This is a genomic window from Duganella sp., assembly GCF_039595735.1.
Classification (GTDB): domain Bacteria; phylum Pseudomonadota; class Gammaproteobacteria; order Burkholderiales; family Burkholderiaceae_D; genus Rugamonas.
Genome location: NZ_JBCNLB010000005.1, coordinates 74,239 through 92,882, shown reverse-complemented (window position 1 = coordinate 92,882; position 18,644 = coordinate 74,239). Strand labels below are relative to the sequence as shown.

Below are 18,644 nucleotides of genomic sequence, written 5' to 3'. Positions count from 1 at the left end.
AGGTCAAATCAGTATACATCGCGCCGGTAGCGGCCCTCTTCCGTCAATTGATCCAGTTGCGCGCGGCCGAGAATCTCGGCCAGCGCATCATCCACGCCGCCGGCCATGCCTTGCAGGCTGCCGCAGACGAAGATGGCGGCGCCGTCCCTGATCCACGTGCGCAGCATGTCGGCGCGTTCACGCAGGCGGTCCTGCACGTAACCGCCGCCCTCGCGCGAATACACCAGATCCAGCTCCGGCAAAAAGCCGCGCGCGCGCCAGCTCTGGATTTCTTCGGCGCAGATGGCGTCATAGGCCTGCTGGCGTTCGCCGAAGATCAGCCAGTTGCGCCGCTCGCCCTCCAGCACGCGTGCGCGCAGGTGCGAACGCAGGCCGGCGATGCCGGAGCCGTTGCCGATGTAAATGGCCGGCGCCGGCTGCTCATACACATCAAACGATGGATTGGCGATCAGGCGCACGCGCACCTCATCACCGATCATCGCCTGCGCGGTCAGCCAGCCGGACGCCAGCCCCACCTTGCGCACCACCAGCTGCATGCTGCCATCCTGCGTGATGGACGCCAGCGAATAGCGGCGCGGCGCCACATCCTTGCCATAGTGGCCCGGCCAGATATCGACCAATGCGCCTGGGCGCCAGCCCGCGCCGACCGGACCATCCAGCGTGATCTCGTACAGCGGCGCGCCCATGCTGCCGGGATTGAGCAGGATGCGGCCGGTCAGACGCCAGCTGGCGTAATCGCCATCGTCCACGGCGGCGTTGAGCACCACCTCGGCGGCACCGTGCCCCATCAGGCCGCGCAGCGCATTGCCCCAGCGCGCCAATGCGCCGGCGTCGCCTTTATCGACTTCAATGATCGGATGCAGCGGCTGCGCGCCCATCAAGGCCAGGCGCTGATCCAGCGTGCGGCCAAAGCCGCAGAACTGGTTGTAATTGCGGTCCCCCAGCGCCAGCACGGCGTATTGCACATGCTTGAGTTCCTCGCGCGCCGCGTGCAGCAGGCGGCTGAAGCGGCGCGCACTGTCGGGCGGCTCGCCCTCGCCAAAGCTGCTGGCCACGAACAGCGCGCGGCGGTATTTGCCCAGCTGCGGCGGCGTCAGTTTTTCCAGCGAATGCACATGCACCGCCACGCCGGCTTTCTGCAAAGCGGCCGCGCTTTGCAGCGCCAGGCGTTCTGCCTGGCCGGTCTGGCTGGCGTAAGCCATCAGCACCGGATCGTCCTGAGCACCGGACGGCGCCGCGGCGGCAAACTGCGCGCGCTCGGCGCGGGCGATGCGCTTCTGCTTGCGGCGGTCCAGATACAGCATCCAGCCCGTGATGCCAAAGCCCGGCAGCGCCAGCGCGGCGATGAACACAATCAGCTGCCCGGCCACGCCGAAGTAAGTGCCGATGTGCAGCGGGTAGATGGTCGACTGGAAGCGCGCGCCCAGCGGCTTGTCGTTATACAGCTCCTGCTTCACCAGATCGCCGGTCTGCTGATTGATGGTCATGCTGCTGCGCGCGCGCACATGCGGTGCATCCTTGGCCACCCACAGAATCTGCAGCGGCGCGTTGGCGCGCTCCGGCGGACGCAGGAAAGCCATCTGCCAGTTCGGCGCATGCTTCTGGAAGGTTTCCCAGCTCGGCGTCAGATCGGCCGGCGCGGCCTTGGGCGGCTTGGCGCCTTTCGGTTTCGGCGCGGACGCTTCGCGCGGCGGGCGCAATGTGCCCATCCAGCCATCCGCCATGTCGCGGATCGGATCGAAGGCCCAGTACACGCCGGAGGCGGTGAACATCAGGAACACCGCCATCACCCAGGTGCCCGCCACCGAGTGTAGGCCCCACAGGAAGGAGCGGCCCTTCATGCGCGCATCGAAGGTCAGCCAGGTGCGCCAGTCCCACACGCGGCGCGGCCAGCGCAGATACAGGCCGGTGAGCGCGAGCCCCATCAGGCAGAACGCCAGCGTGCCGCTGACCATCTTGCCCGGATCGCGCGGCAGCAGCAGGAAGCGGTGCAGCTGCTCGGTCCATTCGAAGAAACCTTCGCCGGCCAGTTCCGGCAGCAGCGCGCCGGTGTAGGGATTGAAGTAAATCGTTTCGCCCTTGCGCTGTCCCGGCGCCGGCGCCAGGCCGACACGCGCACTGGAACCAGGCGTATCGTAGAAGATGATGCTGGTCACACGCTCGTGCGGCCGGGCCGCCTGCGCGGCCAGCATGATCTGCTGCGGTCCCAGCGTTGGCAAATCCTGCACCGCGACGTTGCGCACGCCGGGATTCAGGGCATCCAGTATCTGTTCGCGGAATGCGAGGATGGCGCCAGTCAGCCCGATCACCATCAGGACCGTGCCGGCGGTGATGCCGACAAACCAATGCAGCTGGAACCAGAGCTTTTTCACAGGTCCACCTTCATGCTCAATTTGATCAGGCGTGGTGCGCCGGAAGCGAGGCGCGTGCCGGCGCCAGCCCAGTATTGCTTGTTGGCGGCGTTATCGATATTCACCTGCCACACCATGTTCTTGTACGCATAGCGGCTGCCCACGCTGAACAGCGTCACGCCGCCCAGGAAGGCCTGATTCAGGTCGTTGACCGGACGACGGCCGGTGTAATATGCGCCACCGTTGAGCGACAGGCCGGGCGCCAGTTCATACGACAGGAAAGCGCTGCCCGTCTGTCTGGACGCATTCTCCGGCAGCTTGCCGTTGTAGTCCGCATTGATATGGCGGAATTCAGGATCGATGAACTGCGCCGAGGTCTGCCACGACAACTGGCGCGTCAGCCTGCCCTGCGCGGACAGCTCCAGGCCGCGATAACGCTGCTCGCCATCGGCGGTGAAAATGTTGGCGGTGTTGGTGTAATAACCAGGGCGGCTGATATCGAACAGCGCCGCCTGCACCAGCGAACCGCCCGCCACACGCCAGCGCGTGCCGACTTCCTTCTGACGGCTGACCCCGGGCGCCATGCGCACGCCGACGTTGGCGCTGCCGGTTGGCGCGGTCTCGCCCTCCTCCAGCCCTTGCGAGGACGAGGCGTAGAACGACAAATCGTTATTCAGCTTGTAGATCAGCCCCGCCATCGGCGTGGTCTTGCTGACGTCATAGTGATTTGTCCCCTGGTCGCTGCGATACTGCACGCTGCGCACGCCGGCCACCAGCTGCCAGTTGGGCGAGAAGGTCAGGCGGTCAAGCGCGTACACACCGCTGTCGCGCGAATCCAGCGCCGCCGTAGTGGGCGTGGCCGGGTAAGCGCTCACGGTATAGCTGGTGACCGGTACCGGCTTGTACAGATTTTGCGCGGCGATGGTGTAGTTGGCCTGGTAGATCGGATCTTGTCCCTTGTCGGTGCGGGTGGCGCCAAAGGTAAGGTCGTGCTGCACCGGACCAGTCGCCACCGTGCCCGCCAGTTCGGCGCGCAGCATGTCCGAATCGACCACGCTGTGCTGCAGATTGCCGGTGATGCGGCCGGCGCCAGTCGCCAGCGCCGCCGCATTCGTCAGGCGGAAGATGGGCAACGCGCGGTCGCGCGCCGTTTCCGAATGGCCGGCCTCCACCGTCAGGGCCCAGTCGTCGCTCAGCGCATAATCGGCGCGCAGCAGAATGTTTTTGGTCTCTGCTTCAAACCTGGCCCAGTCAGGACCAATCAGGCGTTTCGGATCGACCGCCGGCGGCAGCTTGATGACGCCATTGACGGCGGCCGGCAAGGCGATGCCCGCCTGCTCGGTGACGCGGCGCTTGTCATATTCCAGATCGGCCTTCAACAGCAGGCGCGCATTCACGCGCCAGTCCAGCGCCGCCGAGGCGAACTTGCGATTGCCGCTGCCGACATTGTCCAGGTAAGAACCCAGCGTGCCGCCGGCCGCATTGACGCGCACACCCACATCGCCAAAGCGGCGCGCCACATCGGCGGTGGCGACCGCGCTGCCGTTCTGGTCGACCGCCACGCCCACCGTGCTGACCGGCGTGGCGCCGGCGCGCCTGGTGACGAAGTTGACCACGCCGGCCGGCGAGGTAAAGCCGTAATACAAGGCGGTGGCGCCCTTCAGCACTTCCACCCGCTCCTTGTCCTCCATCGGCACCTGCGAGAAGTTCATGATCGGCAGCGAGCCGTTCAAGCGGTAATTGGTGCGGTTCTCGACCGCGATGCCACGAATCACCAGCTGGTCCCAGGTCTCGCCGCCGTTCTGCTGGCGGGTGACGCCGGCGGTATTCTTCAGCGCGTCGTACAAGCCGCCGGCCGCCTGCAGTTCCAACACCTCGCGCGTGACCACGTTGACGGTGGACGGCACGTCCATGATGTCCGCGCCGCGGAAGCTGCCCGCCTCCACCGTCCTGGGTTCAAAGCCGTCCGCGCGCGCGGCCGTGACCTTTACAGCATGCAGGACTTGATCATCCTGTGCAAAGGCAGGAAATATGGCCGAAACGGCAAGACAGACCGGAAGCAGACGGAGCGACATGAATAGGTGCGGGTAAAAGAAGCAATGCGCATCATTCTATAGATAATGCGAATCATTATCAATTACTCCGCACCTACAAGTTTTACCGGCTTGGGCGTTGTGCCGGAATGTAGGGGCTTTCCTGCGGGCCGAGATAACTTGGCTTCAGGCCGCCCGCGTCCACCACCACCCGTTGCAGCACCAGCCCCGGGTCCAGCGCCCAGAACTTGACCGTATGCTTGCCCGGGCGCTCGACGCGGTGCCTGGTCACGAATCTGGCCACGCCATCGGACACCAGCTTGCGCCAGTAAGCCTCGGACTCGTCCGCATGCACATTGACGATTTGCGGCGCCTCGTCATCGATGGCGATCGCGTAGCGGAAGCCTTTCCCCGGCTGGAACTTCAGCGTCGGGCTGAGGACGGCCTCGACCTGCAACGCACCGCTGCTGAACAGGTGGACGTCATATTCCAGCCGCATGCCATCTTGCACCGACAGCGCGGCGGCTTGCGCCGGCATCGGCGTCACACCCGACAGCGTGTGGCCGTAATCCGGAATCGTCAGCCAGCGGCGTCCTTGCGGTGCATGGGCGCGGCTGTAATGCTCGGCCTCGATCGCCACCACGCCGCCGTTTTCAATATGGCCGCGCACCGAGGCCAGTTCCGCCGCGGGGCGGTTATGCAGCGTGACCTTCACTGCGACTTTTGCCTTGTCCGGGCCACTGATGACCAGCTCCGCCTCAGTAGTGCCCGCCGGCGCCGCTTTCCAGTCGACGTCAACCCACACCCGCTGCTCCTTGCTGATGCTGCCGCCCGGCTGGCTCACACGCAGCCATGGATGGCTGGCGGCGATGCTGTAGTCAAACGCCGGGCCGCCACGGCTGAACACATCGATATAGCGCGCCTGCTTGTCGACTGAATCGAAGGCCGGCAGCGCCAGCTTGTGAATCGGGAACACCGGCCACGCAACCGGATCGCCCTCCACCGCAATGCCCATCAGGTCCGACGGATGAATCCCGTTCGGCGCTGCCAGCTGCCCCGCCTCCGGCACGCGCAGCTCGGACACGGCCGGCATGATGTCGCGATAGGGCTGATCCCAGTTGGTGTAGCCGAAACGGGTCTGCGACATCATGTGATTCCATTTGCCGCCGGCGATCTCGCGCTGATAGCGATGGGTCAGCTCGGCGTCACGGGCGAACAGGCTGCGCACGCGGGCGGCCGTATCGTTGGTGGTCAGCCGTCCCTGCCGGGCGTACAGGCGGTTCTGGCCGGTGGTCACATACATATCGAGCGCGTTGGCGGAGGCCAGCACCGGATATTCGACCAGCTGGAAATACGCGTCGCGCACGGCCGGCGGCAATTGCTGGGCGATGCGGCTGGCCTGCTCGCCCAGCGCGCGATAGTCAGCCACCACGCGCTCCGCTTCGTTATAGTTGGTGAGGCTGAAAGTGTCCGGTTCCAGCTGCTCCGGCCGGCGGCGCGCGTTATAGCGCGTATAGCGCGTGACGATGGAGGCAATCTCGGCCGCATGGGTGGCGCCAAATTCGCGCTCGGCCCACTGGCGCAGGTATTGCGGCAGACGCTCAGCCGGCCAGGCGGCCGGATTCCAGGCATACGCCAGGAAGAACTCGGTCGGCACCTCCATCGGTTTCAGGTCGCCCACGTTCACCACCCACAGCCGGTTGGCGCCGTACTCATTGGCCAGATTCATCTGCTCCCAGACCTTGCCGATCTGCGTCACGTTCAGCCACTTGTACGAACGCGGCACGCCCACGTAGTCGAAGTGATAGTAGACCCCGGCGCCGCCGCTGCGCTTGCGCTCTTCGGCGGTCGGCAGGCGGCGGATATTGCCCCAGTTGTCGTCGCACCAGAGCAGCAGCATGTCGTCCGGCACGCGCATGCCTTTTTCGTAATACTCCTGGACCTCCTTGTACAGCGCCCACAACTGCGGCACCTTCCGCGGATCCTGGCCCAGTTCCTGGCGGATCAGCGCGCGCTGGTCGGCGACGATGTTTTGCAGCAGCTCGACATTGGCGCTGGCCGACATCGGCTCATCGCCGTCGCCGCGCATCGCCGTGGTGATCACTTTTTCCTGATCGCGGGTGTTGCGCAAACCACCGGCCCAGAACTCCTGCAGGCCCTGGCGATTATGCTGATAGTCCCACGGTCCCTTGCCGTAGCGGTGCCATTCCTGCTGAGAGCGCATCATCGGCTCGTGGTGCGAGGTGCCCATCACAATGCCCATGCGATCGGCCAGCGGGCCGTTTTCCTTGTCATCGTCGTAGAACGCGGAATACCACATGGCCGGCCACAGGTAATTGGCGCGCATGCGCAGCATCAGCTCGAACAGACGCTCATAGAACGCGCGGTTGAAGCCGCCGAAACGCTCCTTGGCCCAATTGGTCAGCGCCGGCGCCTCGTCATTCAGGAAAATGCCGCGGTACTGCACCGTTGGCTTTTCAGCGATGCGGGTGGTCAGCGGCACGCTCAGCGCCTGGTGCTTTTGCACCGGCACGTCGGCCCACCAGTACCACGGCGACACGCCGATTTGTTCGGACAGGGTGTAGATGCCGTAGATAGTGCCGCGCTTGTCGCTGCCGGCAATCACCAGCGCGCGCTTCACGCCGGGCAGCGGATCGCGCACCGCCTGGATCACGAAGCCTTCCCATTGGCCGGCCAGCTTGCCGGCGTCCAGCTTGCCCTGCTTTGCCAGCTGGTCGATCAGCGCATGGCGGCCCAGCGTACCGGCGATGATCAGATCCTGTGCCGCCGGCGCGTTGCCGCTGACCGTCTGTGGCGTGGTGCCGCTGACGGCGCCGATGTCACGCTGCAGATCGCGGGCGGCGCGCAGCACGCCTTCATACTCATCCTTGCCGAGCACGATCGTGGCGGCGCGCCCTGCGGCGGCAATCACCACCCCATCGGCCTGATCGGTTTTCACAAAGCGCTCCGTCCCGATGGCCAACGCGCCCGCGCAGCTGGTGCCGAGTATTACCGCCGATAACACGCGCAAAGCGCGCTGCACGAGCGCGCCGCTCAATCGGTGTGATGCCATGTCTCCTCCAATGTTAGCTAACATATGTTTTAACACCAATGATAGCGCAATCATTTTCGGAATAGGCAAAGTATTTTCGGTTTCACTACGGCAATCAGCTGGAACTGCTGCTGGAATCCGTCGCGGCAGCCTTTTTCGGCGCACCTTCGTCCAAGGGCAGGAAATCCGGCGTCCGCGTGATCATGTCTTCATTGAAATTCCCGGCCCTGATAGCTTTGGCGATCTGATCCAGCGTCGTGTTGAACGCTCGGGCCACCTGCTCTGCTTGGACTTTCCCAACACCAAGCTCTTCGAGAGACTTTCCTTGCAGGTAACCCTCTACCGTGCATTGCTTCTTCGACCGTCCGGTCAACGCCCTGTTCGCGATGCCGGGATTTTTCAGCGATTCGGTGGAGTCGAATCCCACCCGCTCTCCTATAAGCGCGTCTTTTTCGTGATACCCAGGGATAACCAGCGTCGGGCCTGTCTGCACCATCGTATGCGCAGTAGGCGTATCGTTTCCTTGCACGGTCAAGGAAGTATGAATGCGCTGAAATGCGCCCTCCATCGTGCCCAAATAGCAGCGTATTTCTTGATCATTGCCTTTTTGAAGATAAAGGTGGCTAACCACATGCACCTGACCATAAACTTTGTATTGGAAGGTCGCCTTCAGAGGAACCTTGGCCATTTTTACGCTATGGTGCCCGTCCCCTTTGGCTAGCTTCATCGCGGCTTTCAGACGGTTAAAAAGCTCTTTCTGCGGAACGTGAGGGACGCCGGAATTGTCCGCCACGGGCACCAAGGTGTCCACGTCCCGTTGGGCCGCTGACTTTTTGACAAAATTATTGTATTCATGCAGGAATACCGGATGGGGTGCAGCGTTAGTTGGATGTTTACCGGGCGCTAAGGGGTTGATACCCATGGCTTTCGCGATCGTGGTGCTTTCCCCGCTAGCTTTGATAACGGACGCCATCACGTTTTCCTCTTCTTTGTCAAACGCATTAAGCAAAGCAAGTTGGAACTTTTTGTCTTTTTTTGTGATTCTTAACGCAACTATTGTTATCCTCTTCAAATGTCGCGCCTCGGCATCGTCCGCAGCAGTCGCCGGGACCTGCGCTGGAGCCGCTTCCCCCTTGGTCTCGTAAGTATCATGGTCGGATGCGCCTACCGCATTAGGCTCTGCGGCGTCCACCGCATCATCCGTTTCAACTGGTGCATCATGACGGAATTTCACACCCGACTCCTGGCTCTCTTGCGGCAACTTATCAGACAGCAGCGGCAAAGAGTGGCGGAGCAAGATACTATTCATAAGGGGAATTACCGCCGAATCTGGGGTCAACCCGACAGCCTCATAATGCTCCGCCCGCTCCCCCTCATTCATCGCGGAAAACCATTTTGCCCAAGCTAAGGTGGGGCTGAATGCGCCTTCTGGGCGATCTCCGACCACGCGTTGAACGGTATTCGTCGAGATGCCGCCGCGCACTGACGGAGAGGTGCGGGACCGAGTCATTTCCGCCATTTGCACCAGGCGCTGCGTTTGTGGGGACTCGTTCGCGATTGTCTGCAAGCGCTGCAAAGTGTGGCCCGCCTCACCTCGTGCCGGGTCCGCCAGCTTCAGGGATGAAGTCAAGTGTTCCGAGGCGCTGCGCCGTCCAACATCCGCGTTGGCGGCCGGCTGAGTTTCGCCAATAACTTTCATTGATGTCGTCCTTGGGCTTGTGAAAAGATTGAGCCAACTGGCAGACTTGTGCCAATGCCGCTCAGTTAGCGCCTGAAATGTCGTTCCGGCGAACGCCGGAACGACAGGCAACAGGCCTGGTGCCCAGGCTATCAAACAGCTTCAGTGTCAGTAAGTGTCGTATCAGTAACATCACAAATTGATCGACTCATGGTTCTCACAAAATACTCAAAAAATAGCTTGCTATTAGATCGCACACTATGTATAGTACCTACATCGGCGCTGCAAACAGCGCAGACTGTAGTAAATTAGCAAGCTGTTATGCCAGAAGGTAGATAGCAAGCGATTGAATAGTCAACTAAACTTTTGAAGTCTTACTCACTGAAAGGATTCATCATGTCGCTCGAAAAAGTACTGTACACCGCACACGCTAAAACCACCGGCGGCCGCGAAGGCCAATCCGCTTCGACGGACGGCAAACTGAGCGTGAAACTGAGCACCCCGAAAGAACTGGGCGGCGCCGGCGGCGATGGCACCAACCCGGAACAGCTGTTCGCCTCGGGCTACGCAGCCTGCTTCATCGGCGCCATGAAATTCGTTGGCGGCCGCGACAAAATCGCCGTGCCGGCCGACCTGTCAGTGGAAACCTCGGTGGGCATCGGTCCTATCCCGACCGGCTTCGGCATCCAGGTGGAGCACAAAATCTCGCTGCCGGGCCTGGACCGCGAAACCGCGCAGAAACTGGTCGATGCAGCGCACATCGTGTGCCCATACTCGAACGCCACCCGCGGCAACATCGACGTAACCCTGACCATCGTCTGATTTCACTTACAATCATTGCTTTGATCACGAACGAGAAAAGCAATGATTGAGTGGCATTGGCTGGCATTTGATGATATTCCGCGCGCTGACTGGTACGAGGTACTACGTCAGCGCCAGGCGGTTTTCATTCTCGAACAAACCTGTTTATACCCCGATATCGACGGCGCCGATCCGCTCTGCCATCACCTGATGGGCTGGCGCGAGATCGACGGCCAGCGCACGCTGGTGGCCTACCTGCGCGTGGTGCCGCCGGGTGTGAAATTCGATGAGATGTCGCTCGGCCGTGTGCTGACCACCCAGGCCGGCCGCGGCTCCGGCGTTGGCCGCGAACTGCTGGCCAAGGCAATTCCTCTGGCTGAAAAGCTGCACCCCGGCTGGGATATCCGCATTGGCGCGCAGGCGCACCTGGAAAAATTCTACGGCAGCTTTGGCTTCCAGACCGTGACCGATCCGTACGACGAAGACGGCATTATGCACATCGATATGGTGCGCGTTAAAACGTCAGGATAAAGCGCGCGCCGGCGCCGACCGCGCGCGCGTAACGCACGGTGCCGCCGTTGGCGTGCACCAGGTGGCGCACCATCGCCAGTCCGATGCCCCTGCCCTGTTTTTTGGTGGAGAAGAACGGGGTGAAGATGTGGGCGACCAGTGCGTCCGGCACGCCGGGGCCATCATCCGATACTTCAATGCGCAGGCGTCCGCCCCGGCTCAGGCGCGCGCTGACTTGCGCGTGCGAGGCCGCTTCGGCGGCGTTCTTCAACAGATTGATCAGGGCCTGCTCCAGCTGGCCGGGATCGATCATCACTTCCAGTGACGCTGGTTCGACCGAGAAGGTCAGCCGGCCCTGCCACTGCGGTTCAAGCAGCGCGTGCAGGCGCTCGAATAATTCTTCCAGCAGTACCCGTTGCGCTTGCGCCTGCGGCACGGTCGACAGGCTGCGATAGCTGCTGACGAAATCCACCAGGCTGGCGGCGCGCCGTGCGATGGCATCCAGCGCGATGTCGAGATCCGCGTGGATGTCTTGCGGCAGCTGTGCTTTTGCCTCGTCCAGCAGGCTGCAGGCGGTGCGCGAGAGCGAGGCGACCGGGGTCAGGGAATTCATGATTTCGTGGGTCAGCACTTGCACCAGTTCGCGCCAGGCGTTGAGGGCTTCCGCTTCCAGTTCGCTTTCCACCGGCATCAGGGCGGCCAGGCGGTGTGTCGCGCCTTGCAGGGTCAGCGAGGAGATGGCGACCAGCGCGCGCTCGGCGCCGCGTTCGGTGTCGAAGCTGACCAGGCGGCGTTGCCCGGTGGGCTGGGCCGCCAGCAGTTGATGCAGCTCTTGCGGAGCGCTGGCGCGGCCGGGCGCCAGCAGCCGGCGCGCGCTGGCATTGAGCGGCGCAACCGCGCCTTCGCCGCTGGCGTGGTCGATGCGGAATAGCGCTATCGGTGCGTGTTCAAGGCGGGCTTCCAGTGCCAGCATGGCGTTTTCCAGCGCGGGGGCGCCGTCAAGCGGCAGTGCACGCGATGACGCGCCTGTGCTGTCTGGGGCGGCGCTGGCGGTTTCCATGCGCGGCATCCGCGCGGCGAGGCGGCGCAGGCATTGCCACATGAGGGTGGCCGGCGCCAGCGCCAGCAGGCCGCAGAGGACAATGCGTCGCGGTTCCGGCGCCGGCGCCAGCGCATCCGCAGCGACCGATAGCGCCATCAGGCCGAGTGCACCGGCCGCCACGCCCCACTTGAGCGTGCGCTCAGATGCCATGCTTGCCCAGTTTGCGATACAGCGCTGCACGGCTGATGCCCAAGGTCTTGGCCGCGTGGCTGATGTTGCCGTTGAATTGCGCCAGCGTCGCCGCAATCGCCGCGCGTTCGATGGCGTCCAGCGTCAAGTCGCCGCCGGCACTGGCGTTTGCCGCCGGCGCCCCCGTCATCGCCGCCAGCGCCGTGCCGCCGGGAGCCCGATCTGCTGCTGATGCGCTGGCGACAGCAACTCCCGCCGGAACGTTGCCCGGCGTACCGCTGGCCGCACTGGCGCCAGGCAGCGCCTGCGCCGTTGTCAGTCCAAAATCGCTGATCACGTATTCGGCCCCTTGGGCGAGGATGGCCGCGCGCTCGCAGGCGTGGCGCAGCGCGCGTACATTGCCGGGCCAATCGTGCCGCATCAACGCATCCAGCGCTGCCGCACCGATATGCCGCGCCGGCCGCTGGTACTGAGCCTCGTACAGCTTCAGATAATGCCGCAACAGCAGCGGCACATCCTCGCGCCGCTCGCGCAGTGGCGGCACGCGGATCACGATGGTATTCAGGCGAAACAGCAGATCAGCCCTGAAGACCGACGGGTCGAACAAGCGCTCCTCTTCCAGATTGGTGGCGCTGATGATGCGCACGTCGATCGCCTCCGGCTTATCCGCGCCGATCGGCGTCACCTCGCGCCGCTCCAGCGCCGTCAACAACTTGGCTTGCGCCGCCAACGGCATGTTGCCGATTTCATCGAGGAACAAGGAACCGCCGCGCGCGGCCTGGAAGCGCCCTGCCCTGTCGGCCCTGGCATCGGTGAACGAGCCTTTGCGATGGCCGAACAACTCGCTCTCAAAGGTCGATTCGGGCAGCGCGCCCATGTCCACCGCCAGCAAGGTGCCGGCCGCACGGCGCGAAGCGGCGTGAATCGCGCGCGCCACCAGTTCCTTGCCGACGCCGTTCTCACCCAGCACCATCACATTCGCTTCAGTCGGCGCCACGCTGGCGATCAAGCCTTTCAGCTCGCGCATGGCGCGCGACTCACCCATCAACTCCGGCGCGCCGGCCGCGCCACCCCGCACCGCTTCGCGCCGCGCCAAGGCCTGATCCACCGCCGCGATCAGACGCGCGTTATCCCAGGGCTTGGTGATGAAGTCTCCGGCGCCGCGCTTGAGCGCCTCCACCGCCAGCGGCACGTCGGCGTACGCCGTCATCGCAATCACGGCCGGCGGTTGCGCCTGCGCGCGCAACAGATCGAGCAAAGCCAGTCCCTCCGCGCCGTTGATGCGGCCCGGTGTGAAATTCAGATCCAGTAGCACCACATCCGGCACGGCGCGCGCCAGCAGCGCGGGCAGGCCCGCCGGATCGGACAGCGTCGCCACCTGGCCATAGCGGCGGCGCAGCAGCAATTGCGCGGCGGTGGCCACATCGGCATCGTCATCAAGGATCAGGATATAGGCAGACATGCGGCCATTCTAGCAGCCGCGTTGATGCTGTAAACGCCCACTCGCGGCGCCTGTTCGCTAGCGAACAGCGGCCAGTGTTCATTTCCGGACACTGGCCCGCTTCCAGCGCACGAAAACCCCGATTTCAGCCATGGCACAGCGTTTGCAGTAAGACCGCCATGCACATGAAAAAAAAATTTGAAGCCGCCACGCCGCATACCGGCGCTGCCATGGACATGGTGGTGCCGCGCCGTCGCGGCAAGCGCTACGCCATCATCGCTGCGGTGGTCATTGCGATCGCCGCTGCGATCGGCGTGCTCTGGTCATGGATGCCGCGCGGTCTGCAGATTGATGGCGCCGACCTGCGCATCGGCCAGGCCACGCGCGGCGTGTTTGTCGACGAAGTGATCGTGCGCGCCAGCGCCGAACCGCTCAACTCGGTCATCCTCGACGCGGTGGAATCCGGCCGCGTGGAAGAGGTCTTCGCCACCGATGGCGCGCTGGTGAAAAAAGGCCAGCTGCTGTTCCGCATCTCCAACCCGCAGCGTAACCTGGAACTGCTGGCGCGCCAGTCCGAGCGTGCGGTCAGCATCTTCAATCTCTCCAACCTGCGCGTAGCGCAGGAAGCCAGCGCCAGCGAACACCGGCGGCGCCTGGATGACCTGCAATTCGCTCTGGACCAGGCCAGCAAGCAGCATGCGCGCAACGTCAAACTGGCGGCGCAAGGCTTTATCTCCGCAGTGGCGCTGGAAGAATCGGCCGACCGGCTAGCGCAGCAACAACGTGCGCTCACGCAGGAACAGCAGGCCGCGGCAGCCGAGTCGCGCGTGCGCGATCAGGCCGACCAGCAACTGGAAAGCGCGGTGCACGGCTTGAACTCCGGCCTCAAACTGGTCTCCGCCACGGTGGAGGCGCTGGCCGTGCGCGCGCCGGTGGAAGGGCGCCTGACCAACTTCCGCCTGCAAGTGGGCGAATCCATCGCCACCGGCAAGAACATCGGCCGCATCGATGATCCGGTGCGCTTCAAGCTGTCCGCCAGCGTGGACGAATATTACCTCAACCGCATGGCGGTCGGGCGCCATGCCAAGGTGCAGCAGGATGGCCGCAACTACGCTGCCGACATCAGCACCATTTACCCGCAGATCAAGGATGGCCGCTTTACCGTGGAGCTGGTGTTCACGCAAGGGCAGCCGCCGGTGCTCAATCCCGGCCAGAGCCTGGATGCGCGCATCACGCTCGGTGAACCGGCCAGCGCCCTGCTGCTGCCCCACGGCGCCTTCATCAACGACAGCGGCGGCGCCTGGGTCTACGTATTGGATACAGCAGGCCGCAACGCCGAGCGGCGCGCGATAAGCATCGGCCGGCGCTCCAACAGCCAGATCGAAGTGCTGGATGGCCTGAACACGGGCGAGAAAGTCATCCTGTCCAGCTACGCCGCTTATGGAAATTCTCCACGGCTGCAAATTTCGCAGTAACCTCTCACTACAACAGCACAAGGTAGACACACATGCTTAAACTCGTCGGCGTCAGCAAAATTCATCAAGCGGGAGAAATCCAGACCACGGCGCTGGACCGCATCGACCTCCACATCGAGGCGGGCGAATATGTCGCCATTACCGGTCCTTCCGGCTGCGGCAAATCCACCATGCTCGGCATCCTTGGCCTGCTGGATGTGCCGACGCGCGGCGAGTACTGGTTCGAAGGCCAGAACGTGGCCGGCTGGAGCGAGGCGCAGCTGAACAAGCTGCGGCGCGGCCGCATCGGCTTCATCTTCCAGAGCTTTAACCTGATCGAAGAACTGACCGTGTTTGAAAACGTGGAACTGGCGCTGGAATACAACGGCACACCTGCGCGCGAGCGGCGCGAGCGCGTGACGGCAATGCTGAACAAGCTGGGGGTCGGCCACCGCGCCAGCCACCGTCCTTCGCAACTGTCGGGCGGCCAGCAGCAACGCGTGGCGATCGCACGCGCGCTGGTGTCCGGGCCCGCCGTATTGCTGGCTGACGAACCGACCGGTAACCTCGACAGCGCGCATGGCGATGAAGTCATGCGCCTGCTGCGCGACATCAATGCCGAAGGCACGACGGTGGTGATGGTCACCCACTCGCCCGACCACGCCGCGCAAGCCTCGCGCACCCTCAACCTGCTGGACGGCCGCGTGATGGTGGACGCGCTGCAGGCCGCATGATGTTGCGCGACTTTCGCCTTGGCTGGCGGCTGCTCTTACGCCACCCTCTCAACACTGCGGTGGAACTGCTGGGCCTTGCGGCCGGCTTTGCCGTCTGCTTTGTGCTGCTGGCGTTTGTGCAGTACTCGTTCAGCTACGACCGCGAGGTGCCGCAGCGCGAGCAGGTGTATGTCATCAAGCACCGGCTGAACTTTATTCCGCAGCCGCAGTGGATGGAATATACGCCGTTCGCCCTGCGTGGCGTCGCCTTGCAAACCGGCCTGCCGCTGCAGGTAAGCGCATGGTGGCCCAGCCAGGCGGCCGTGCAGCAGGATGGGCGCGTGCGCATGCTCGACATCACCGCCGTCGATCCGGTCTTTGAACAGATCGCCGGCCTGCACACACTGCAGGGCGACCTGCAGGCGGCACTGACCCGGCCCGATGGCCTGGCGCTGACGCGGCAGGCTGCGCTGCAACTGCTGGGCAGCACCGACGCACTTGGGCGCACTGTGGTGCTGAATAATCAAACGCTGCAAGTGCGGGCGCTGCTGCCTGACCGGCCTTCCAACAGCACCATGCAGTTCGCCGCGCTGGTCGGCACCGGCAGCGCGCTGTGGACGGAACAGGAGCGGCAGCAGGTGCTGTCCAACTGGATGGGCATCAGTGGCCGCATCTACGTCAAGACCGCCACCGCGCCGCAGCAGCTGCAGGCGGCGCTGCAACGCGCTGTCGACACGGCGCCATGGGCCAGTCTGGCGACGCCGGAAATGAAGGCGGCGCTGGGTGAACGCAAGATGGTCGATATCGCAGTCGGCCCGCTGGCCGATGCCTACTTCGACCGCAGCGTGGCCAACACCATGGGCACCGGCCCGCGCGGCGACATGCGCATGGTGCTGGCGCTCGGCGCGGCCGGCCTGCTGATCCTGATGCTGGCGATGATCAACTACATCAACCTGGCGACGGTGCGCACCGTGCGCCGCCAGCGCGAAATTGCCGTGCGCCGTGTGATGGGCGCATCCACCAGCCAACTGCTGATGCAGTTCATGACCGAAGCGCTGCTGCTGTCGGTGTGTGCCGCCGCCTTGGGCGTGCTGCTGGCATGGCTGCTGCTGCCGCTGGCGTCCGAATTGCTGCAGCGGCCACTGGAGGGCATGCTGACACCGGCGGCGATCGCGGCCTGTCTCGCGCTGGGGGCGCTGGTGGGCGCGGTGGCCGGCATTTATCCGGGCTGGCTGGCGCGCGGCGTCGATATGCGCGCCACGCTGGCGCAGCGCAGCGGCGAGACGGCCGGCGGCGCATGGTTGCGGCGCGCGCTGACGGCCTTGCAGTTCAGCGCCGCCATCGGCATCGGCAGCGTGGCCCTGGCCATGCTGTGGCAGACGCAATTTGCCAGTGCCGCGTCGCCCGGCTTTGATCCCTCGCCATTGCTGGTGGTGGACATGCCGATCGCCATGGACCAGCCGCCGGCGGATGCGCTGCGCGAGGCGCTGGCGCGCTTGCCTGGCGTGGCCGGCGTGGCCTTCAGCCGCAATGTGCCTGGCCGCGATGATCACACCGGCACGCGCGCCAGCACCACTGTCAAGCGGGTCGATGGCAGCAGCGTGGCAATGCCCATGCAATTGGTCGGCAAGGATTTCTTCAAGGTGTACGGCGTGCAGCCGCTGGCCGGCCAGATGTTCGAAGTGGACGGCGAACACAGCGTGGTGCTCAATCAGGCCGCGGTGCAGGCGCTGGGCTTTGCCTCCGTCCGCGAAGCGGTCGGACAGCGCATCAACGGCACCCAGCTGCGCGTGGCCGGGGTGGCGCCGGATCTGCGCTGGGAGACTTTGCGCGAGCCAGTCGGGCCGCTGATGTACCAGCTGGCGCGCGACAGCGGCCTGTTCACGGTGCGCCTGAGCGGTGCGCGGGCCGATGTGGAGTCGTCTATCGCCGCCGTCTGGCAGCGCTACTTCCCGGCCCAGCCGGCGCTGATCCGGCCAGCGGCCAGCTACTACGCGCTGGCCTATGCCGACGATCTGCGCCTGATCCGCCTGCTGGCCTGCGCCACGGCCGTGGTGCTGATGCTGGCAGCTTTCGGCGTCTACGTGCTGGCGGCCCACAGCGTGCAGCGGCGCGCGCGCGAAATCGTGCTGCGCAAGCTGCACGGCGCTGGCCGCGCGGCGATTGCGCTGCTGGTCGGGCGCGAGTTCCTGCTGTTGACGGCGACAGCGGCCCTGATCGCGCTGCCGCCGGCCTGGCTGGCGATCGCGCGCTACCTGGCGCCGTTCACCGAGCGCTCGCCACTGGGTGCGTGGGCGCCGCTGGCCGCGCTGGCACTGGCGCTGCTGGTGGTGGCGGCAGCCACCGCGCGCCACACCTGGTCCGCCATGCGCATCGCACCGGTGCAGGTGCTGCGCGCATAAAAAAAGCAGCCCGAGGGCTGCTTTTTCTTCCGATGCGGGGCGGCTTACTTCACGCTCAGCAGCTCGATATCGAACACCAGGGTGGCATTGCTTGGGATCTTGCCGTCGCCGCTGCCGTTGAAGCCATAGCCCTGGGTCGGCGGGATGATCACGGTGCGCTTGCCGCCCACCTGCATGCCGGTGATGCCGATGCTGAAGCCGGTCACCACGCCGGTGCCGACGGTCACCGCGAGCGGCGTGCCGCCCACGTTGGTGTCGAACTGCGTGCCCTTGAAGTCCGGCTTGGTGGCGTCGTACAGCCAGCCGGTGTAGGTCACGGTCACCTGGGAATTCAGGTAGGCGGTGGCACCGGTGCCGACCTTGACGTCGGTGAAGGTGGTGGTCGGCTGGAACACGGCCTTGGTCACGTTGATCATCTCAAAGTCGTACACCAGCGGCGTATTGACCGCGATATCGACCAGGATGCCGGTAGTAGCCGATTGCGGGATGGTATATGCGCCAAACGCCAGATTGGCTGGCAGCACCACGGTGCGCTTGCCACCCGGCTGCATGCCCAGCAGGGCCTGATCCCAGCCGGCAGCGACCGGCAGGCCGCCGCCCGGCAGCGCACCCACGCCCACCGTGCCGGTTTTCGGCGCGCCGGCGTCCACGCTGCTCTGGACCTTGGTGCCCTTGCCGTCGGGCTTGGTCGAGTCATACTTGTAACCCACATAATTGAAGGTCACGGTATCGCCGGCTTCCGCCGTCAGGCCGGTGCCGACCACGGTGGTGGTCAGCTTGTAGTCCGGCTGCGGCACCACAACTGCCGTCGGCGTCTTGGCGCCGCCGCCGCAGGCGGTCAACACGGCCACGCAGGCCGCAGCGGCGATAAATTGCAACATCGATTTCATTGTTTACCTTTGATGAGTATTCGTATTCGGTAGTCCCGGCGCAGAAGTTTATCAGACGACAGCACTTCCACTCCCGGCACTACATTCA

At 64.4% G+C, this 18,644-nt stretch carries 12 protein-coding genes; 5 read left to right on the top strand and 7 right to left on the bottom strand.

All coding sequences use genetic code 11. The annotated features are described in order from the left end of the window. Positions 1-8: 8 nt before the first annotated feature. The 4 genes from ABDW57_RS11925 to ABDW57_RS11910 all read right to left on the bottom strand — a co-directional run bounded on the left by ABDW57_RS11925 (position 9) and on the right by ABDW57_RS11910 (position 9,135). Entirely contained in the window at positions 9-2,372 is a 2,364-nt protein-coding gene (locus ABDW57_RS11925; protein WP_343730416.1) for a sulfite reductase flavoprotein subunit alpha, read from the bottom strand. After that, entirely contained in the window at positions 2,369-4,426 is a 2,058-nt protein-coding gene (locus tag ABDW57_RS11920) for a TonB-dependent siderophore receptor (protein ID WP_343730415.1), read from the bottom strand. Before ABDW57_RS11920 ends, ABDW57_RS11925 begins: the two co-directional genes overlap by 4 nt. 82 nt (positions 4,427-4,508) lie before the next feature. Further along, entirely contained in the window at positions 4,509-7,457 is a 2,949-nt protein-coding gene (locus tag ABDW57_RS11915; RefSeq protein ID WP_343730414.1) for a glycosyl hydrolase 115 family protein, read from the bottom strand. Positions 7,458-7,551: 94 nt separating this feature from the next. Then, complete coding sequence (locus tag ABDW57_RS11910; RefSeq protein WP_343730413.1) at positions 7,552-9,135, bottom strand: hypothetical protein; 1,584 nt, start codon at positions 9,133-9,135, stop codon at positions 7,552-7,554. A gap of 375 nt (positions 9,136-9,510) precedes the next feature. Here ABDW57_RS11910 and ABDW57_RS11905 point away from each other — a divergent pair, with 375 nt between their 5' ends. Both ABDW57_RS11905 and ABDW57_RS11900 read left to right on the top strand, forming a co-directional pair. Then, positions 9,511-9,936 carry an organic hydroperoxide resistance protein gene (locus ABDW57_RS11905; RefSeq protein ID WP_343730412.1) on the top strand — a complete coding sequence of 142 codons (426 nt, stop codon included), beginning with the start codon at positions 9,511-9,513 and terminating at the stop codon, positions 9,934-9,936. A 42-nt stretch (positions 9,937-9,978) separates the two neighbouring features. Next, on the top strand, positions 9,979-10,446 hold the full coding sequence (locus ABDW57_RS11900; RefSeq protein WP_343730411.1) for a GNAT family N-acetyltransferase: 468 nt from the start codon (positions 9,979-9,981) through the stop codon (positions 10,444-10,446). Here the strand turns inward: ABDW57_RS11900 and ABDW57_RS11895 are convergent. Both ABDW57_RS11895 and ABDW57_RS11890 read right to left on the bottom strand, forming a co-directional pair. Then, the gene (locus tag ABDW57_RS11895; RefSeq protein WP_343730410.1) at positions 10,430-11,677 is read right to left on the bottom strand and encodes a sensor histidine kinase; all 1,248 of its coding nucleotides are present in this window, start codon (positions 11,675-11,677) and stop codon (positions 10,430-10,432) included. The two genes, ABDW57_RS11900 and ABDW57_RS11895, sit on opposite strands and share 17 nt — an antisense overlap. Beyond that, the gene (locus ABDW57_RS11890) at positions 11,667-13,118 is read right to left on the bottom strand and encodes a sigma-54 dependent transcriptional regulator (protein ID WP_343730409.1); all 1,452 of its coding nucleotides are present in this window, start codon (positions 13,116-13,118) and stop codon (positions 11,667-11,669) included. The genes ABDW57_RS11895 and ABDW57_RS11890 overlap by 11 nt, the downstream gene beginning before the upstream one ends. A 164-nt stretch (positions 13,119-13,282) precedes the next feature. Here ABDW57_RS11890 and ABDW57_RS11885 point away from each other — a divergent pair, with 164 nt between their 5' ends. From ABDW57_RS11885 to ABDW57_RS11875, 3 genes are read left to right on the top strand one after another with little or no spacing between them, the layout of a single operon-like run. Then, positions 13,283-14,572, top strand: coding sequence for an efflux RND transporter periplasmic adaptor subunit (locus ABDW57_RS11885; RefSeq protein WP_343730408.1), 1,290 nt, complete (start codon positions 13,283-13,285; stop codon positions 14,570-14,572). Positions 14,573-14,604: 32 nt separating this feature from the next. Continuing rightward, positions 14,605-15,285 carry an ABC transporter ATP-binding protein gene (locus tag ABDW57_RS11880; protein WP_343730407.1) on the top strand — a complete coding sequence of 227 codons (681 nt, stop codon included), beginning with the start codon at positions 14,605-14,607 and terminating at the stop codon, positions 15,283-15,285. Next, complete coding sequence (locus tag ABDW57_RS11875) at positions 15,282-17,666, top strand: ABC transporter permease (RefSeq protein WP_343730406.1); 2,385 nt, start codon at positions 15,282-15,284, stop codon at positions 17,664-17,666. Before ABDW57_RS11880 ends, ABDW57_RS11875 begins: the two co-directional genes overlap by 4 nt. 44 nt (positions 17,667-17,710) lie before the next feature. On the opposite strand, the gene ABDW57_RS11870 is transcribed toward ABDW57_RS11875, so the two are convergent. Continuing rightward, the gene (locus ABDW57_RS11870; protein ID WP_343730405.1) at positions 17,711-18,547 is read right to left on the bottom strand and encodes an FKBP-type peptidyl-prolyl cis-trans isomerase; all 837 of its coding nucleotides are present in this window, start codon (positions 18,545-18,547) and stop codon (positions 17,711-17,713) included. Between the last annotated feature and the right edge of the window lie 97 nt (positions 18,548-18,644).

Bases quoted from the DNA above. Each gene is read 5' to 3' on its own strand.
- ABDW57_RS11875 (WP_343730406.1), top strand. From the start codon at position 15,282: ATGATGTTGCGCGACTTTCGCCTTGGCTGGCGGCTGCTCTTACGCCAC.
- ABDW57_RS11905 (WP_343730412.1), top strand. From the start codon at position 9,511: ATGTCGCTCGAAAAAGTACTGTACACCGCACACGCTAAAACCACCGGC.
- ABDW57_RS11915 (WP_343730414.1), bottom strand. From the start codon at position 7,457: ATGGCATCACACCGATTGAGCGGCGCGCTCGTGCAGCGCGCTTTGCGC.
- ABDW57_RS11895 (WP_343730410.1), bottom strand. From the start codon at position 11,677: ATGGCATCTGAGCGCACGCTCAAGTGGGGCGTGGCGGCCGGTGCACTC.
- ABDW57_RS11880 (WP_343730407.1), top strand. From the start codon at position 14,605: ATGCTTAAACTCGTCGGCGTCAGCAAAATTCATCAAGCGGGAGAAATC.
- ABDW57_RS11885 (WP_343730408.1), top strand. From the start codon at position 13,283: ATGAAAAAAAAATTTGAAGCCGCCACGCCGCATACCGGCGCTGCCATG.
- ABDW57_RS11890 (WP_343730409.1), bottom strand. From the start codon at position 13,118: ATGTCTGCCTATATCCTGATCCTTGATGACGATGCCGATGTGGCCACC.
- ABDW57_RS11900 (WP_343730411.1), top strand. From the start codon at position 9,979: ATGATTGAGTGGCATTGGCTGGCATTTGATGATATTCCGCGCGCTGAC.
- ABDW57_RS11920 (WP_343730415.1), bottom strand. From the start codon at position 4,426: ATGTCGCTCCGTCTGCTTCCGGTCTGTCTTGCCGTTTCGGCCATATTT.
- ABDW57_RS11870 (WP_343730405.1), bottom strand. From the start codon at position 18,547: ATGTTGCAATTTATCGCCGCTGCGGCCTGCGTGGCCGTGTTGACCGCC.
- ABDW57_RS11910 (WP_343730413.1), bottom strand. From the start codon at position 9,135: ATGAAAGTTATTGGCGAAACTCAGCCGGCCGCCAACGCGGATGTTGGA.